The sequence below is a fragment of the Edaphobacter modestus genome (genome assembly GCF_004217555.1).
Taxonomy (GTDB): domain Bacteria; phylum Acidobacteriota; class Terriglobia; order Terriglobales; family Acidobacteriaceae; genus Edaphobacter; species Edaphobacter modestus.
This window is the reverse complement of sequence record NZ_SHKW01000001.1, coordinates 3,854,141-3,869,976: the sequence shown is the minus strand read 5'-3', so window position 1 is coordinate 3,869,976 and position 15,836 is coordinate 3,854,141. Positions and strand designations below refer to the sequence as shown.

11 protein-coding genes are annotated in these 15,836 nt (G+C 57.2%); 8 read left to right on the top strand and 3 right to left on the bottom strand.

Features of this window, described 5'->3' with window-relative positions:
- The first annotated feature begins 32 nt into the window (after positions 1 to 32).
- The 7 genes from BDD14_RS16480 to BDD14_RS16450 all read left to right on the top strand — a co-directional run bounded on the left by BDD14_RS16480 (position 33) and on the right by BDD14_RS16450 (position 9,383).
- Positions 33 to 743 carry an ABC transporter ATP-binding protein gene (locus tag BDD14_RS16480; RefSeq protein ID WP_130419751.1) on the top strand — a complete coding sequence of 237 codons (711 nt, stop codon included), beginning with the start codon at positions 33 to 35 and terminating at the stop codon, positions 741 to 743.
- A gap of 2 nt (positions 744 to 745) precedes the next feature.
- Entirely contained in the window at positions 746 to 1,117 is a 372-nt protein-coding gene (locus BDD14_RS16475) for a hypothetical protein (protein WP_130419750.1), read from the top strand.
- A 44-nt stretch (positions 1,118 to 1,161) separates the two neighbouring features.
- Positions 1,162 to 3,717 carry an ABC transporter permease gene (locus tag BDD14_RS16470; protein ID WP_242618006.1) on the top strand — a complete coding sequence of 852 codons (2,556 nt, stop codon included), beginning with the start codon at positions 1,162 to 1,164 and terminating at the stop codon, positions 3,715 to 3,717.
- Between the two features lie 244 nt (positions 3,718 to 3,961).
- Positions 3,962 to 4,669: an ABC transporter ATP-binding protein gene (locus BDD14_RS16465; protein ID WP_130419749.1), complete on the top strand. Its 708-nt coding sequence runs from the start codon at positions 3,962 to 3,964 to the stop codon at positions 4,667 to 4,669.
- Positions 4,666 to 6,555, top strand: a complete 1,890-nt coding sequence (locus tag BDD14_RS16460; protein WP_341273311.1) for a TolC family protein — start codon at positions 4,666 to 4,668, stop codon at positions 6,553 to 6,555. The genes BDD14_RS16465 and BDD14_RS16460 overlap by 4 nt, the downstream gene beginning before the upstream one ends.
- A gap of 16 nt (positions 6,556 to 6,571) precedes the next feature.
- A complete protein-coding gene (locus BDD14_RS16455; protein WP_130419748.1) occupies positions 6,572 to 7,975 on the top strand; it encodes a sigma-54-dependent transcriptional regulator in 1,404 nt (467 codons plus the stop codon).
- Positions 7,965 to 9,383 (top strand): sensor histidine kinase, encoded by a 1,419-nt coding sequence (locus tag BDD14_RS16450; protein WP_130419747.1) that lies wholly within the window; start codon positions 7,965 to 7,967, stop codon positions 9,381 to 9,383. The genes BDD14_RS16455 and BDD14_RS16450 overlap by 11 nt, the downstream gene beginning before the upstream one ends.
- A 571-nt stretch (positions 9,384 to 9,954) precedes the next feature.
- On the opposite strand, the gene BDD14_RS16440 is transcribed toward BDD14_RS16450, so the two are convergent.
- Both BDD14_RS16440 and BDD14_RS16435 read right to left on the bottom strand, forming a co-directional pair.
- Positions 9,955 to 12,201 carry a tetratricopeptide repeat protein gene (locus tag BDD14_RS16440; protein ID WP_130419746.1) on the bottom strand — a complete coding sequence of 749 codons (2,247 nt, stop codon included), beginning with the start codon at positions 12,199 to 12,201 and terminating at the stop codon, positions 9,955 to 9,957.
- Positions 12,202 to 12,896: 695 nt separating this feature from the next.
- Positions 12,897 to 13,832 carry a VOC family protein gene (locus tag BDD14_RS16435; RefSeq protein WP_130419745.1) on the bottom strand — a complete coding sequence of 312 codons (936 nt, stop codon included), beginning with the start codon at positions 13,830 to 13,832 and terminating at the stop codon, positions 12,897 to 12,899.
- Between the two features lie 212 nt (positions 13,833 to 14,044).
- Here BDD14_RS16435 and BDD14_RS16430 point away from each other — a divergent pair, with 212 nt between their 5' ends.
- A complete protein-coding gene (locus BDD14_RS16430) occupies positions 14,045 to 14,830 on the top strand; it encodes a ThuA domain-containing protein (RefSeq protein WP_130419744.1) in 786 nt (261 codons plus the stop codon).
- A 45-nt stretch (positions 14,831 to 14,875) separates the two neighbouring features.
- Here the strand turns inward: BDD14_RS16430 and BDD14_RS16425 are convergent, their stop codons facing one another.
- Positions 14,876 to 15,835, bottom strand: coding sequence for an ROK family protein (locus BDD14_RS16425; protein WP_242618005.1), 960 nt, complete (start codon positions 15,833 to 15,835; stop codon positions 14,876 to 14,878).
- Position 15,836 lies beyond the last annotated feature (1 nt).

Genomic DNA, 15,836 nt, shown 5'->3' with positions numbered 1-15,836 from the left:
AGCATACGGAAGCGAGACAAAGGAGATAGCGAATGACAGAGACGATTATCGACATCGAGCAGCTTACGAAGGTCTTTTACACCGATGAGATCGAGACACATGCGCTGTCGGGTGTGCATCTGCAGATTGAGCGCGGCGAGTATGTGGCAATGTCGGGGCCTTCCGGTTGCGGCAAGTCGACACTGCTTTCGATCATTGGCCTGCTGGATACGCCGACGAACGGGCGCTATCAGCTGAACGGGAAAGAGGTCGCGAATCTGGATTTTGGTGACCGTTCGCGGATCCGCAACCAGGAGATCGGATTCATCTTCCAGAGCTTTAACCTGATCGGCGATCTGAGCGTGGCCGAGAACGTGGAACTGCCTCTGACGTATCGCACGGGCATGCCTGCGGCGGAACGGAAGAGGAGAGTGCAGGAGTCGCTGGAGCGAGTGAATATGGCGCACCGGATGCGGCATTATCCTGCCCAGCTCTCGGGCGGTCAGCAGCAGAGGGTTGCGGTGGCGCGCGCACTGGCGGGATCGCCTTCGATCCTGCTGGCGGACGAGCCAACGGGAAACCTGGATTCGAAGAACGGTGAAGCGGTGATGAAGCTGCTGAAGGAGCTGCACGATGAAGGCGCGACGATCTGCATGGTGACCCACGATCCGCGCTTTGCCGCGCATGCAGAGCGGCAGATTCATCTCTTCGACGGCAAGGTGGTTGCAGAAGGAGAGCTGAGCCAGCTAATGGCGGAGGCATAGCGATGATGCGCGAAGTGATAGATGAAGCGAGACAGACTATGGACGAGATGCCGGCCTTCGTCGCGGCATTTCTTCTGCTCGTTGCGATGTGCGTTGGGGTTCGCTGCGCGGTTTTCTACGAGGCCGATGGCGAGCAGTTGAGGTTGACCACCGAAGGGGTGGACGCTGAAGCAATGTCGGAGAACGACGCGATCAGCAGGATGAGAGCTCACGCCGAATGCTCTGCGAAGGTGCCGGGATTCACCGTGATTGTAGGGGTGCGGCAATACAACATGGAGCTGAGTGTCCCGGTTCCGAGCGTGCGTGCACTATTCGAGAACGCACGGATCAGCATGTTGAGTGCTTTCCCGGTAGAGGTCAACGGAAGAGTCTGAGCAGGATAGTGGTGGGCGCGAAGATCGTGCAGAGACAGGAGTGAATGATGAATCGACTCATCCAGGATGTAAAGTTTGCCCTGCGGCAACTACGGAAGGCTCCAGGATTCACGTTGACGGCGATCTTGACGCTGGCTCTCGGGATCGGCGCGAACGCCGCCATATTCACGTTGGTTCATGCGGTGCTTCTGAAGAACCTGCCGGTCATCGATCCGAAGACGCTGGTGAGAGTTGGCGATACCGACGATTGCTGCGTCAATGGCGGAACACCGGATAAGAATGACTATTCGATCTTCGCTTACGAACTGTACACGCATCTTCGGGATAACACGCCGGAGTTCGAACACCTGGCGGCGATGCAGGCTGGTATTGGATATGGCTCGATCACGGCTCGCAGCGGACGAACCGACGCGCTACCGAAAGCGTCGCGGGGAGAGATGGTGTCGGGGAACTACTTCCAGGTCTTTGACCTGAAGCCCTATGTCGGCCGGCTGCTCGTTCCTTCGGACGATGTGATGGGAGCACCGATGGGAGTTGTGATGAGCTACCAGACCTGGCAGCGCGATTACGCCTCCGATCCATCCATCGTGGGCAGTACGTTCACACTGAATACCTATCCCGTAACGATCCTGGGCATCACGCCTCCTGGATTCTACGGAGATCGCATGACGGATACTCCTCCGGATTTCTATATACCGATGTCGATGGAACCCATCATGGGACCTGCTCATCCCACAAGCCTTCTGCATCGGCGCGGAGCGAACTGGCTTTATCTGTTGGGAAGAGTAAAGCCAGGGACGGACGTTCCACAGTTGCAGGCCAAGATGAGCGCTTCGCTTCGCAACTATCTGGCGCAGATTGAGCTTTATCAAAAGAAGGGTCAGGAGAAGAATCTCGCGCAGTCCCACGTTGTTTTGACGCCGGGCGGAGCAGGAATTGAAAACATGCAGCAGGAGTTCGGGACCGGCCTTCGGCTTTTGATCTCCATCTCCGCGCTGGTGCTTCTGATCGCGTGCGCAAACATCGCAAACCTGGTGCTGGTGCGTGGCATGGCGCGGCGAGCCGAGACCTCCATCCGCATGGCACTGGGAGCACAGAGAACGAGGCTCATCCTGCAGATGCTTACGGAGAGCGTTGTGCTCTCCTGCATCGGCGGTCTCGTGGGACTGATTGTTGCCTTCGTCGGTACCAGGCTTCTTCTGACGATGGCGTTTCCCGATGCGACCAATCTTCCGATTCATGCGAGCCCGTCGCTTCCGGTCCTTGGGTTTGCCTTCGGGATATCGCTTCTTACGGGCCTGATCTTCGGCATTGCACCCGCATGGGTGACCTCCCATTCAGAACCAGCTGAGGCGCTCCGCGGCTCGAACCGATCGACCAAGGATCATTCGGGATGGCTGCAGCGATCGCTGGTGATTCTGCAGGCAGCGTTATCACTCGTGCTGCTGGTCGGTGCAGGTCTTCTGGCGAAGAGTCTCAATAAGCTCGAAAACCAGGACTTTGGAGTAGAGACCGAAGATCGAGTCGTGGCACACTTCAGCCCCGAGAATGCCGGATACAAACCGGAACAGTTGCAGGGCCTTTACGACCGGATTGAACAGGGACTTCACGGCTTACCTGGATTAGAGCGGGTTGCGCTCTCCTTGTACACGCCTCTCGAAGGAAATAACTGGGGTGAAGGGGTCTTTCTTCAGGGACGGCCGGAACCTCGGGTGGGTGACGAGATCGGAGCTTCGTGGCTGCGGGTTGGTCCGGAGTTCTTCGACATCGTCGGCCACCGTATTCTTCGCGGGCGCGGTATTACGATCCACGACACGGCGACGTCCACTCCTGTTGTGGTCGTCAACCAGACCTTCGTCAAAAAATTCTTTCCAAAGGGAGAAGATCCCATCGGCGCTCACTTTGGCATTTCGGGAATGGAGAGTGCGGGAGATTTTGAAATCATAGGAGTCGTCTCCGATGTGAAGTATGTCGACGTGCGGCGTCCGGTGCGCGCAATGTACTTCCGTCCCCTGCTGCAGGTAGCGCATACGAAGCCAGAGGATGATATTCGCTCCCTGTATGCCGGAGCGATCATGCTGCAAACCAAAGGAACCATCGAGGGGTTGGAGTCACAGATGCGACGGACCCTCGCCAACATTGACCCTAATCTGACGATAACGCGCTATAACACGTTCTCTGGACAGATTCGTGGTCAGTTCAACCAGGATCGCCTGATTGCAAGGCTTACGCTGATGTTCGGCGTTCTCGCACTGGTGCTGGCCTCGGTTGGCCTGTATGGTGTGACGGCATATTCGGTAGCGCGACGCACGCCCGAGATCGGTGTCCGGATGGCACTTGGTGCAAATCGCTGGAGCGTAGTCGGCATGGTGCTGCGAGAGGCCATGCTGCAGGCAGGCATTGGACTGGCGATCGGAATCCCGGTGGCATGGATGAGTGCGCGCTTCGTGCAATCGCAACTCTACAACGTGGGTGGACACGACACGGTAGTGCTTGCCATGGCGGTTGCGGTACTGGCATTCGCGGCGTGCGCAGCCGGACTGATTCCGGCACAACGCGCCGCTTCCACCGATCCGGTGAAAGCACTTCGAACGGAATAGAAATCAAGGGGATCTCGATGAGAGCAATATTGCCTCGCCTGCTGGCGCAGGACCTTCGCTTTGCGTTGAGACAGCTATGATCGCGAGCGACTCGGGTATCTCCCGCGCCCTTCAAACAGCGGGATGGCGCTGGCGGCGGCAGTGGACGTGATGCTGATCTCCGCTGGAGCGGCGAGTTATCTTTCTGCGCGGCGCGCTTCCGCGATTGAGCCCAACACAAGCGCTGAGATCGGAGTGAGGGACCATGATTGAACTGAGAAACCTGGAACGCAGCTACAAGACCGGACATATGGAGACGTGGGTTCTTCGCCGGGTAAACCTGACGATTCAACCATGGGAGTTCATCACAATCATGGGTCCTTCCGGTGCGGGCAAGTCGTCGCTGCTCAACGTGCTGGGCATGCTCGATGACCAGTGGCGGGGTGAGTTTGAATTCGACGAAGAGACTGTGCACCGCATGAACCGCAAACAGCGTGCGGACCTTGCGCGGCGGCGGATTGGAATGGTCTTTCAGAGCTACCATCTGCTGGATGACCTCACGGTAGCAGAGAATATCGACCTTCCTCTCTCCTACAAGGACATTCCGCGTACAGACCGGCAGGGGCTGGTAGCCGACACACTCGATCGATTCAACATTGTGGGCAAGAAGGATCTGTATCCACATCAGCTTTCGGGTGGTCAACAACAGCTGGTGGGAATCGCGCGCGCGATGATTCACAAGCCGGCGCTGTTACTGGCCGATGAGCCGACGGGCAATCTGCAATCCAAACAGGCGAAGGAGATTATGGAGATGTTCCGGCAGTTGAATGAAGAGGGCACGACGATCGTACAGGTGACACATTCGGAGGCAAACGCTGCCTACGGTACACGTACGATCGAGCTGCGGGACGGATGGGTTCACTCCGATACGGCCGGCGAAGTGGCGGACACCGCTGAGGAGGTGCGCCCTTGAGGACTTCTCTTCCCCGATACGTGAGCGCGGTATTGCTGGTTACGTTGCCGACGTGGGCGCAAAATGTGCAGACCGCAAACGTGCAGGCTCCTGCGCTCAGGCTGGACATTCCGCATTCAAGCAATCCGCTGGACACCTATCGCGCAACGCTGGTTCCGCAACCGAATCTGGCAAATTCGCCACGAATCGATTCGCTGGTGCATGATGGCGTTCTGGAGCTGAGCCTGAAAGATGCGATTACGCTGTCGCTTGAGAATAACCTCGACCTCGCAATTGCACGATATAACATTCCTATCGCCGAGGCGGATATTCTTCGCACACGCGCAGGGGGATCGTTTCGCGGTGTGAACACAGGCGTGGTACAGAATACTCCTGGTGGAGGCGTGGGCGGCTTCGGATCGGGGGCGAGCGGTGCGGGAGCTGGTGGAACATCGGGAGGCGCGGGCGGTGCGGGATCGGGAGCCGCGGGCCTGGTGCAGTCCACGCTCGGCGCCGGGACCATCGTGCAATCGTATGATCCTGCGGTTACGGGAACATTCAGCAACGAGCATTACACCCAGCCGCTTTCGAATCTTCAAACCTATGGTGTTCCTCTGCTGCAACAGAACACGACGATTGGAAATGTCGGCTATTCTCAGTCTTTCCCGACCGGTACGACCCTCTCGGCGGCCTTTCAAAACAATCGCGTTGCAACGAACAGCTTTCGAACTTACCTGAATCCATCTTTAAATACGTACTATCAAGTTGCCCTGCAACAACAACTGCTGGCCGGGTTCGGATTCGGGCCAAACCTGCGATATCTGCGAATTGCGAAGAATAACCAGAAGATCTCCGATGAAGCCTTCAAGCTGCAGGTGATTACGACGATCACGCAGATCGCGAATATGTACTGGGACCTTGTAGCTGCCTATGAAGACGAAGGGGTGAAGAGCCGCGCACTCGACTTCGCCAGGCAAACGCTGGACAGTGGGCGCAAGCAACTTGAGCTACAGGCAATTCCCGCCATGGATGTTATGAAGGACGAGGCTGAGGTTGCCAACCGCGAGCAGGATCTTACCATTGCGAAGACGGCTTTGCAGTTCCAGGAGCTTCTGATCAAGAATGCGCTGACGAAGAACCTGGATGATCCGATTCTGGAAGCAATGCCGGTACGACCGACCGACTCCACTTCGGTGAGCAACACGGGAGTCACCGGATCGACCGAGGATACCATTGCGGAGGCTTTGAGAGACCGTATCGAGTTGAGCGAATCGACCATTGACCTCGAAAACCGACGGATAAGCCGCAGCGCTGCACGGAATGCACTTCTGCCGTCCGTTGCGCTGACGGCTTACTATGGTGGAACCGGGCTGGCGGGACCACCGAATCCCGCAGCGAATACCCCTTCGACCGCTCCCCCAGACTGGACGGGCTCGCTGCGGAATGCGTTCAACAATACAGCTCCGGATTATTATGTGGGCGTTACTTTGAATGTTCCGATTCGCAACCGGGTCGCAAAGTCTGACCAGTACCGATCGGAGCTGGAGGCAAGACAGGCGGAACTGCGCATGCAGCAATTGAAGAAACAGATCCGGATCGAAGTTCGCAATGCGGAGTATGCCCTGGAACAGAGCAAGGCGCGCGTGGAGTCGGCACGTAAGGCACGCGAGCTGGCACAGAAGACCTTCGATATTACGGCCAAGGAACAGGAGCTGGGGGCGGGGTCAAACTACCAGACTCTAACGGCACGGCGGGACCTCTCGGCAGCGGAGTCGGCCCTGGTGGCAGCGATGACGGCTTATCAGAAGGCTAAGATCGAACTGGAGCGGTCTGTAGGCACGACGCTGGACGCGAACCAGATTTCGATAGAATCGGCGAGAACGGGAATTGCAATCGGCGGCGATTAGCAAGGGAGAGGTTTCGATGGTGGAGGAGATGGCGGGAGCGGACACACGGTCGGCGAAGACAGACAAGCCGTGCAAACTGCTCGTCGCCGACGATCAACCTCATATCCTTGAGGCGATCCATCTTTTGCTCAAGCCGGAGGGCTATGAGCTGGAGATGGTGCGAACTCCAGCGCTGGCGGTCGAGGCGGTAGCGCGAGAGAGCTACGACGGCGTTCTCGTCGACCTGAACTACACACGCGATACAACTTCGGGTCAGGAAGGATTGGAGCTGGTCGCCCGCATCCGGGAGATCGATTCGCAGGTTCCGGTCGTCGTGATGACGGCATGGGGAAATATCGATCTCGCGGTAGAGGCGATGCGGCGCGGCGCAGGAGACTTTATTCAAAAGCCCTGGGAGAATGCGCGCCTGTTGAGCGTGCTGCGAACCCAGATGGAGCTTTATCGCAGCCAACGAAGAGCACAATGGCTGGAGGCTGAGAATCGGATACTGCGCGCACCGGGAGCGCCTGACTTCATCGCTTCCGCTGCGGCGATGCGGCCGATCGTCGAAATGATGGCCAGAATCGGGCCATCGGATGCAAATGTTCTCGTCACGGGCGAACATGGCACAGGCAAAGAAGTTGTTGCCCAAACCCTCCATCGACTTTCGACAAGGGCAGATCGTACCCTTGTCGCCGTTAATACAGGTGCGCTGCCCGAGGGCACATTTGAGAGCGAGCTTTTTGGACACGTAAAGGGCGCTTTCACGGACGCTCGTGCGGATCGCATAGGCCGTTTTGAATTAGCGAATCATGGCACGTTGTTCCTGGATGAGATCGCGAATATACCGGTGCGCCAACAGGCGAAACTATTGCGTGTGCTGGAGACGGGCGAGATGGAACGTGTGGGCACATCAAAGACACAACGGGTCGATGTGCGGATGATCTCGGCAACAAATGCGGATCTACGCGCAGAATGCGTAGCAGGACGTTTTCGTGAGGATCTGCTATTTCGCCTAAACACGGTGGAGATTGCTCTACCGGCTCTGCGCGACCGACGAGAGGATATTCCGACGCTGGCGGCGCATTTTCTGGCTCGTCACTCTGCACGGTATCGAAGGCCGCTGCAGGGTTTGGATTCCGCAGCGATGCAGCAAATGTTGCAATATGGATGGCCGGGAAACGTGCGCGAGCTCGACCATACGATTGAGCGGGCTGTGTTGATGGCGCGCGGAGAGCGCATTGAAGCCGCCGATCTGGGATTGAATGTGCAGCGTGGAGGAGCAGCTCAGAGCCTGGATGAGATGAGCCTTGAGACTGTAGAGGCAATCCTGATTCGTAAGGCACTGGCGCGCGCCAATGGAAACGTCAGTCACGCTGCCGATGCGCTTGGTTTGAGCCGCGGCGCGCTCTATCGGCGCATTGAGAAATATGGCCTTTGATCCTCAGCCGCGCTCGCGGCCTGTTACTCGGGTCGCGTTAGGTAGGACGCGACGAAAGCTAAGCTTCGAGCGGCGGTTGCGTCTGTGGCTTCTGCTGATGGGCGTGCCGGTCGTCGTCTTCACCTGGTTGGCGCTGCATAGAGCGATGGCAGACATGACGGTTCAATGGATCGTCGTACTGATCACCACTGGGGGGTGGGCGTTCTGCGTCTCTCTGGTGATGGAACAGGTAACCCGGCCCCTGCAGACTCTTGCGAATGTAGTAGCGGCATTGCGGGAGGACGACTATTCCTTTCGCGCGCGCGGCGCCTTGAGGAACGATGCGATGGGAGATCTCGCACTGGAGATCAATGCCCTTGCCAGCATGCTGCAGGCTCAACGAGCAGGGGCGCTGGAAGCTATGGCTCTTGTAGAACGCGTGCTCAATTCGATGCAATCTCCGGTGCTTGCCTTCGATCCGGAGGGCAGATTGAAGCTGATGAATGCTGCAGCGGAGCAGATGCTCGGCGTGGATGCAAAGAGAGCGCTTGGCCATCCTGCTGAAGATTTTGAGCTTGCGTACCTTATCGACGCCTCAGACGACGATCTGTTTTCGCCGGGGAATGGGCAACAGGCAGCGCGATGGATCGTCAAACGAACGAGCTTTCGTCTGAGTGGGATTCCGCACACACTGGTCGTTCTTTCCGACGTCAGTGCAGCTTTGCGGGAAGAAGAGCGGTTGGCGTGGGCACGCCTCATCCGAGTACTAGGTCATGAGATCAATAATTCGCTGGCACCGATTAAATCCATCGCTGAAAGCCTGCGCGGCCGCGTCGCAAGTTCCATTCCTGGAAGCCAGGGTGGGGACTTCGAGCGCGGCCTGGAGGTGATTGAGAATCGTGCGGAGTCGCTGAATCGCTTTCTACAAGCGTACCGACAGTTAATGGGCCTCCCCGCCCCACGACTCGAATTGATTCCCCTTTGCCCCTTGGTTGGTCGAGTCGCACAGTTGGAGACGCGTGTGAAAGTGAGCGTAGCAAGTGGTAGGGAGATTACGCTGCCAGCTGATCCAGACCAGATTCAGCAAGCGCTGATCAATCTTGTTCGAAATGCCGCAGAGGCCGCGCTGGGCCCGGATACGACCCACGACGGCACAGCCTGTGTGGAAATCGAATGGAAGAGCACAGGAAATGAGGTCGTCATCGGAATCACGGATAACGGGCCCGGACTCACGAATGCAAACAACCTCTTCGTTCCCTTCTACACAACAAAGCCAAATGGAACGGGGATCGGACTAGTATTGGCGCAACAGATAGCTCAGGCGCATCGTGGGAGCGTCGAACTACGCAACCGCTCCGACGGAACGAGCGGTTGCAGGGCCGAATTGCGGCTTCCGCTCACGAGCTCCGTACGCGAGCTGGTCTCGTGATCTATTTCGGTCAGATTCGTGCGACTGACCTTCACGACGAGCAAGCTCCGCGCTGAACTCCTCCCGCGTCATCTTCAAATTGTCGGGATGTTGATCGATCCGCTTTGCAAATGCCCGATACTTTGCTGGCGTCCATCCACCTTCGAACTCCGCTCCATTCTTGCCGGAGGAGTTCAATTCGAAGTTGAATGCATCCCTCTTTCGTCTCTCATCCACTTCTCCGAATCCTGCGTACTTTGGTTCAAAGAACAGACTTTTGGAAAAAGCCTCATACCTGTAGCGAATTCGAAGTCGATCGCGGCTTCGGGATCCTGGTCCAGATTCTCCCGGTGAGTTAGAGACTCTTCCTCTGGACGGCGTCTGAAACGTGCTAAACATGCTATGCTGCAGAGCCGCGCCTTACACCACAGGAGCGGTCGAAAAGATGGCGTTGTCTGCTAAAAGGACATCTGACCACAACCGCACGCATACGCACTCCAGGCGGGCCTCTATGCTCGAAGTGGAGCACACTGCGCCTTGTGTGCCATGGAACTCGGCGCGGCCCACGGAGTGGGATTCTCGTAAGCGAGAGCTACGGTGTGCAGTCGGAGCCGGGAACGCCACAGAGTTTTTTCAGCAGCTCCTGTCTTTGGCGATCGTCGGGTGTCTCGGCGACAGCCAGCTTCTGCTGCGTGATCGCGTCGGTGAGACGGTTCGTGGCGAGGTAGGCCTCGGCGCGTCCAGTTGCGGTGGCGGCGCGGAACTCACGCGCTGCGGCGCCCTGCTGTTGTGCGTATGGACTTGCCTGCGTCGCACGGTCGAAGTAGGCAAGCGATTGTGCGGGGTCGCGGCCGGCGAGCAGCATCTGCCCTGCGAGCAGGTAGCGGTCGTAGGGCTGCTGCGAGAGGTGTGCAGCGCGCTCGAGCGCGGCGACGGCTTCGTTGTAGCGCTGCTGGCTGGCGAGCAGCAGAGCAAGGTTGTACCAACTGGCGTCGCTTGGCTCTGCTGCGAGTGCCTGACGCAACAGCGCCTCGGCCACCTGCGGTGCGCCCATGGCGGCGGCGATCTGCGCTCTCACGAAGAGCAGCGAAGGGTCCGGCAGCATCGTGATCGCTTTAGCACGCCGCATTGCCTCCACTGCATCCTGCGTTCGGCCGAGCGCGGCATAGATTGCGGCTGTGTTGGCCATCTGCTGGTAGTTATTCATGCGCGCGAGCCGGCTCGGGTTCTCTGTCGCCATCTCGCGTAGCAGGTCGTGTGTGCGGCAGTCGATTGCAGTGCGCGCGATGAGGGCGGCGTTCTGCGGCGAGCGGCGCGCGAGGATGATCGCCGTCGAATCCATGTAGACTGCGGCCCATCCAGTGCTTACGCAGTCCTGGGCGAGCGGAGCCTCACCCAGCGCCATAAGTCGGGAGAGAGGAAAGATGGCCGCCTGAATGTTGTATCGCTGCGATGCCGCGGTCCACAACGGGTCGTCGAGTGGAGTTGCCGTGAGCCGCTGCTGCTCTTCGATCAACGCTCGTCCAAAAGGAACGGCGCGGCCGTCGGCGAAGTCCTTGTACTGATCGCCGACGCGAAAGACGAGATAGCTGCCGAGATCGAATGGAGCGAAGACGTTGCCTGCAGGATGCAGTTGCTCGAGCGCATCGACGGCCCTCTGCGGAATCCACCACGATGACCCCGTGCCGAAGAGCGTGATTTGGCCGTCGGCCAACGATGCACGGTTTGTGACGATGTCGTAGCTGCGCACGGCGACAAGCAGTGTCATGATCGCTGCGAGCGCGACACCGACAGCCTTTGCTGTGCGGTCTGTATTGGGTCGCTGAAACACACGCTCGCTTTCAAAGGAGTCGAGAGTCGCGCCGCCAATCAGGCATACGATCAACACGCACGCGCCTTCCATGCGGCTGTGTGCGATAAATGCTGACCATGCTCCCACAATGACAATCGCCGCTCCCCAGCGGCGATTGATCAGCAGCGCGATCGTCAGCGCAGCGGAGATCAGCAACAGCCACCACACAGCGCCGTCCGCGCTGCGCCAGCCGAGTTCGTTAATGGCCTGACTGAGCCGGACTGGCTGCCACTCTTCAAGGAGCACTGACTGCCACGTGATCGCTCGCTGCTGATCGAAGACAACACGCAGCATGCGTACACCGAACGGATTTACGAGCATCGCAGGAAGGCTTAGCAGCATCCACGGCGCAGCGGCGCGCAGCCTTGCCATTGCTGCAGCGCGACGTTCCGTTGCGATCATCTCGCCCAGCTCAACGACGCAGTAGCCAAGCATCATCGCCAGGCCTGCGACAAAGCCAGGATGCAGGTTGGTCCACAACACCATTCCGAGCGGAAGCAGCCACAGCGGGACTCGTCTGCCTTCGGCGTGGCTTACAAGCAGCCGGCCTACCGCGGCCACCAGCAGCATCGTGAAGAGGCTGGCACGCGGCATCGTCTCGGACGCGATGACCGGAACGGCGAGGAGCACCAGAACGCGAGCCAGCAGGCCTCGGCGGTAGATCAAGAGGAACACACAGGTTACGACCGCGCCGGCGCACAGCCACGAGATTGCGGCGTAGTCACCTGCACGAAAGAGAAGATAGAAGAGCACTCCGGGCAGCGGTGGATAGAACCAGCTTGCTCCAGCGATGGTGTAGGAGAAGATGTCGATGCGCGGGATGGCGTGGTGCTCGAGGACGTAACGCCCGGCTGCCATCTGCCAGCCGAGGTCGAAGTCGACCGTCGTGCGCATGCCAGCGATGAAGGCGTAGAGAAGAGCCAGCAGCCCAATCCACCAACTATATTGCCGCCTCCGTTCGATGTGCGGCTGACTTTCCTGCTCCATCCTTCAAGTATAGGATTCCCTGCTGCTACAGCAACCTGCCTGGCAGCGGCGAGATGCCCCAGAGCTCAGTGCCTCCTCGGCGATCATCTCCGGCATCTCCTCGGGAAAGAAGAGCTTCGCTCCTTTCACGCGACGGACCCCACACGATCCCGGCAGCGTGTGGTCGAGCCAGTCGGCCCGCTTCACGTCGACTTATTTTGCGTAGACAAGAGTAAATATTCTTTACGTTCGCACTTCCCTGTCATCTCAAAAATTCTCTCATGTGTTCTTAGGTGACAAGGCGAAAGGCGTTTGCGGTCACCACACCCTAACTGCTCTGAAGTCGGGAGGGTTAGTGATCGGTATGTAATCGGGGATGGTTCGGAATGGTTTTTGGTTGATGAGAAGATGCTTGATGTCGGGTGCGGGTATGGGCGCGGAAGTTGTCTGATGCAACTGGGTGAAGCCGCGAGTAGAAGCGCTCCGCCAGCCGCGCATAGGTGTTTTCGAAGCTTTGGGAACTGGACTCCCTCCTGAGAATTTCCAGGTTGGCCAATTGAGCGGATGACTTATTCGGAAGCATTTGACGATGTCGTGATCTGCAACTCCGTCTTGCACTTCGCACGAGACGACGATCATTTCAGAGCGGCATCGGTGGGATGACGATTCCTGGACAGACGAACAGGCGTGTCTGCCCCAATATTGTTAGCCTACGTTCAATAGGCATGAAGGAGTTCTACGGAAACCCCGCCTGCCGTGTCGGTATCCATGTAAGCGTATTGTCCTGAGTTTATTTGGCCTACGTCGCCCCATGCGCCTGATTGCTTCACGTGATAGCCAAGTTTTTCGTAAGTGCTTATGGCCTGACTCAGGTCTTTCGCGGGAAGACCGATGTGCTGAATGCCTTCCTGATGGGCTTTCAGGAAATCCGCATAGATATTCGGCGGCTCCATCGGCGGAATGATCCATTCGTAATTGAACTGCGTGTGGTGCTGATAGCCTACGTCGAACGTCAGCCAGAGTGGCTTACCGTGGTAGCGCGAATCTTCCCGCGGCGTTGCGTGCTCGATGTGGAATGCAGGAAAGCCTAGTTTCTGCCAGAAGGCAGAGACGGATGCAGACTCACGAATGACCGGAGCGATATGGGAGACCGTTATGCCGGGGTCTTGTGCATTTCGAGAAGAGCTATCAGGATTTTGGATCAACCCTAGAACGAACTTGCCTTGCGGTTCTGTGTCGAAGTATGTGAAATTAACCGGCGCGTTGTTTCTTTTGCCGGTTAATTGCTGAAGAACGCCGACACCTAACCCTTGCATACGCTCGATTTCGTCCTTCATCTCCTTTTGAGTGGAGACTTCGTGGACGATAGCGAAGATCCCATCTCCATGCTTGGAGAGGAAATCGTTGAATGCATTCAGTTGCCCTTCCGCAGGCTGAATCATCTCAATGTTTAAGTTGCCAAGGCGGCCGGTGATCTCCCAGGTGTAGATTGTGGTTGGCTTACCGTGATACTCGCCGGTGTACTCGATATTGGAATACTCCTTTACATCGGATAGTCCGATTGCGACCCAGGCAGGTTTGATCTTGTCGATATCCTGAACAAGCCAGATCACTCGATCGACGTGCTTGTACAAATCCGGCAGTTCTGCCACACACACATTGGTCAGCAGAAAAAATACGGCGAGAAGGCGTATAGGCTTCAGGGTGGTTTCTCCGTTTAAGAAGGTTCTTGATGCGAATCTGAGATGCTTTTGTAGTGATCCTTAGCCCCACATCGTAACCAAGGCGTTCCAGCAGGTCAATCCGAGACAGACATCAATCATGAGATAGAACAATAATGCTGCATCCGATATAGAGTGATTCCATGCGCCGGTCATATTCAGTCATAAAAACAGTTCTGCTGCTTCTTCTCGTTTGCTCCTCGTTCGCCTTCGCCCAAAGCGGGGCGCATCCCGTCAAGTTTCGCGTCGTAGCTATGGCTGAGACGGTACAGGGTGATCATCAGGGTTTTGTTGACGCAGCCAAGCAATATCTTTCGAAGCTAGCTGCTGAAAACGACTTTGCCGTGGATTACATCTCTTCCACGGATCCGATCGATGAAGCATTTCTTGCAAAATACCGGCTGTTCATTCAACTGAATTATCCACCCTATCGATGGACGCCCACTGCGCAAAAGGCCTTCGAGGATTACATCACGAACGGCAAGGGTGGATGGATAGGCTTTCACCATGCTGCACTGCTGGGCGACTTCGATGGGTATCCCATGTCACCGTGGTTTTCCAACTTTCTCGGCGGCATCCGTTTCACCAGCTACATTCCTAATTTCGCGAAGGCTACCGTAAGAATCGAGCCCGGTCCACATCCGGTTACGAAGGGACTGCCATCCTCCTTCGTCATCCAGAAGGAAGAGTGGTACACATGGAACCATTCACCCCGCTCCCAGGTGCACGTCCTCGCGACCGTCGATGAATCTACCTATGAGCCGAACAGTATGATCAAGATGGGCGGTGACCATCCCATCGTCTGGACAAATGAACACTACAAGGCCAGAAATGTTTACATCTTCATGGGCCATCATGCGGTATTGTTTGACGATCCAAACTTCGTACAGCTATTTCGCAACGCAATCTTTTGGGCAGCCAACCAATAGCGCGAAGCTTACCCAGGAAGACCCCGTCACTGCGCGCCGGAGATCTCACTTCGCCGAATCGAGTGCCAGACAAATAGCTCCTGCAAGCTGCGCATCGGTTCCGAGTTCACTGCGTCTGATCTCCACTTCGAACCGTCCACCCCATCTCTCCATAAACTGACGGGTCGCGACGCACAATCCCTCATGCATCGCAACGCTGCCACCAAGCACGACGAGAGGACAATTAAAAACAACGGAGAGGTTGTAGATCGTATAACCGAGTATGCGGGCGCATCTATCGAGCATCTTTTGGGCTAAAGTATCACCCTTGCCTGCACCATCGAAGATCTGAGTCGCACTGGCCTCTCGAGGAAGCGAAGTCTTGCCCTCCTCCCACTCAAGCTGCCACTGCTCTCTGATGCCTTCTCCTCCGATCAGGCTTTCGATAGGTCCCGGTTTGCCACGTTCCACCGGCTCTTCCGATACGCCGGGCACAAGCATGTAACCGACCTCTCCAGCTGACCAGTTCATTCCACGAAAGAGCTTTCCGTCGAGAATGATACCCGCGCCGATTCCCGTGCCTATCGCAAGAAAGACAAAGTCTCTGGTGTCCCTGGCTGCCCCCATACGGCCTTCACCAAACGCTGCCACATTGACATCGTTATCCACCACGGCCGGCACGCCTAACCTTGCTTCAAGCAACTCCCGTAGAGGGACGTCTCTCCATCCGAGCAGATAAGACGTCGCAATCACGAGTCCCGCATCGACATTCGTAACACCGGGAACACCTGCGCCAACTGCCTTCAACGCGCTCTTCGGCAATCCCGCCTGTTCCAGCACATGGTTTATACCGCTGCAGATCAGATCGACAATTGCCTCAGCGCCGCGGTGGCCCGTCGTCAGTGACGACCAGCGAGCGAGGATAGAGCCTCTGTCATCTGCGACAGCCAGGCGAAGGTTTGTCCCTCCGATGTCGATGCCAATAACATAATTGCCCACATTCAATCTCATTGCGTCATCACTCATA

Bases quoted from the DNA above. Each gene is read 5' to 3' on its own strand.
- BDD14_RS16480 (WP_130419751.1), top strand. From the start codon at position 33: ATGACAGAGACGATTATCGACATCGAGCAGCTTACGAAGGTCTTTTAC.
- BDD14_RS16475 (WP_130419750.1), top strand. From the start codon at position 746: ATGATGCGCGAAGTGATAGATGAAGCGAGACAGACTATGGACGAGATG.
- BDD14_RS16470 (WP_242618006.1), top strand. From the start codon at position 1,162: ATGATGAATCGACTCATCCAGGATGTAAAGTTTGCCCTGCGGCAACTA.
- BDD14_RS16465 (WP_130419749.1), top strand. From the start codon at position 3,962: ATGATTGAACTGAGAAACCTGGAACGCAGCTACAAGACCGGACATATG.
- BDD14_RS16455 (WP_130419748.1), top strand. From the start codon at position 6,572: ATGGTGGAGGAGATGGCGGGAGCGGACACACGGTCGGCGAAGACAGAC.
- BDD14_RS16450 (WP_130419747.1), top strand. From the start codon at position 7,965: ATGGCCTTTGATCCTCAGCCGCGCTCGCGGCCTGTTACTCGGGTCGCG.
- BDD14_RS16440 (WP_130419746.1), bottom strand. From the start codon at position 12,201: ATGGAGCAGGAAAGTCAGCCGCACATCGAACGGAGGCGGCAATATAGT.
- BDD14_RS16430 (WP_130419744.1), top strand. From the start codon at position 14,045: ATGCGCCGGTCATATTCAGTCATAAAAACAGTTCTGCTGCTTCTTCTC.
- BDD14_RS16425 (WP_242618005.1), bottom strand. From the start codon at position 15,835: ATGAGTGATGACGCAATGAGATTGAATGTGGGCAATTATGTTATTGGC.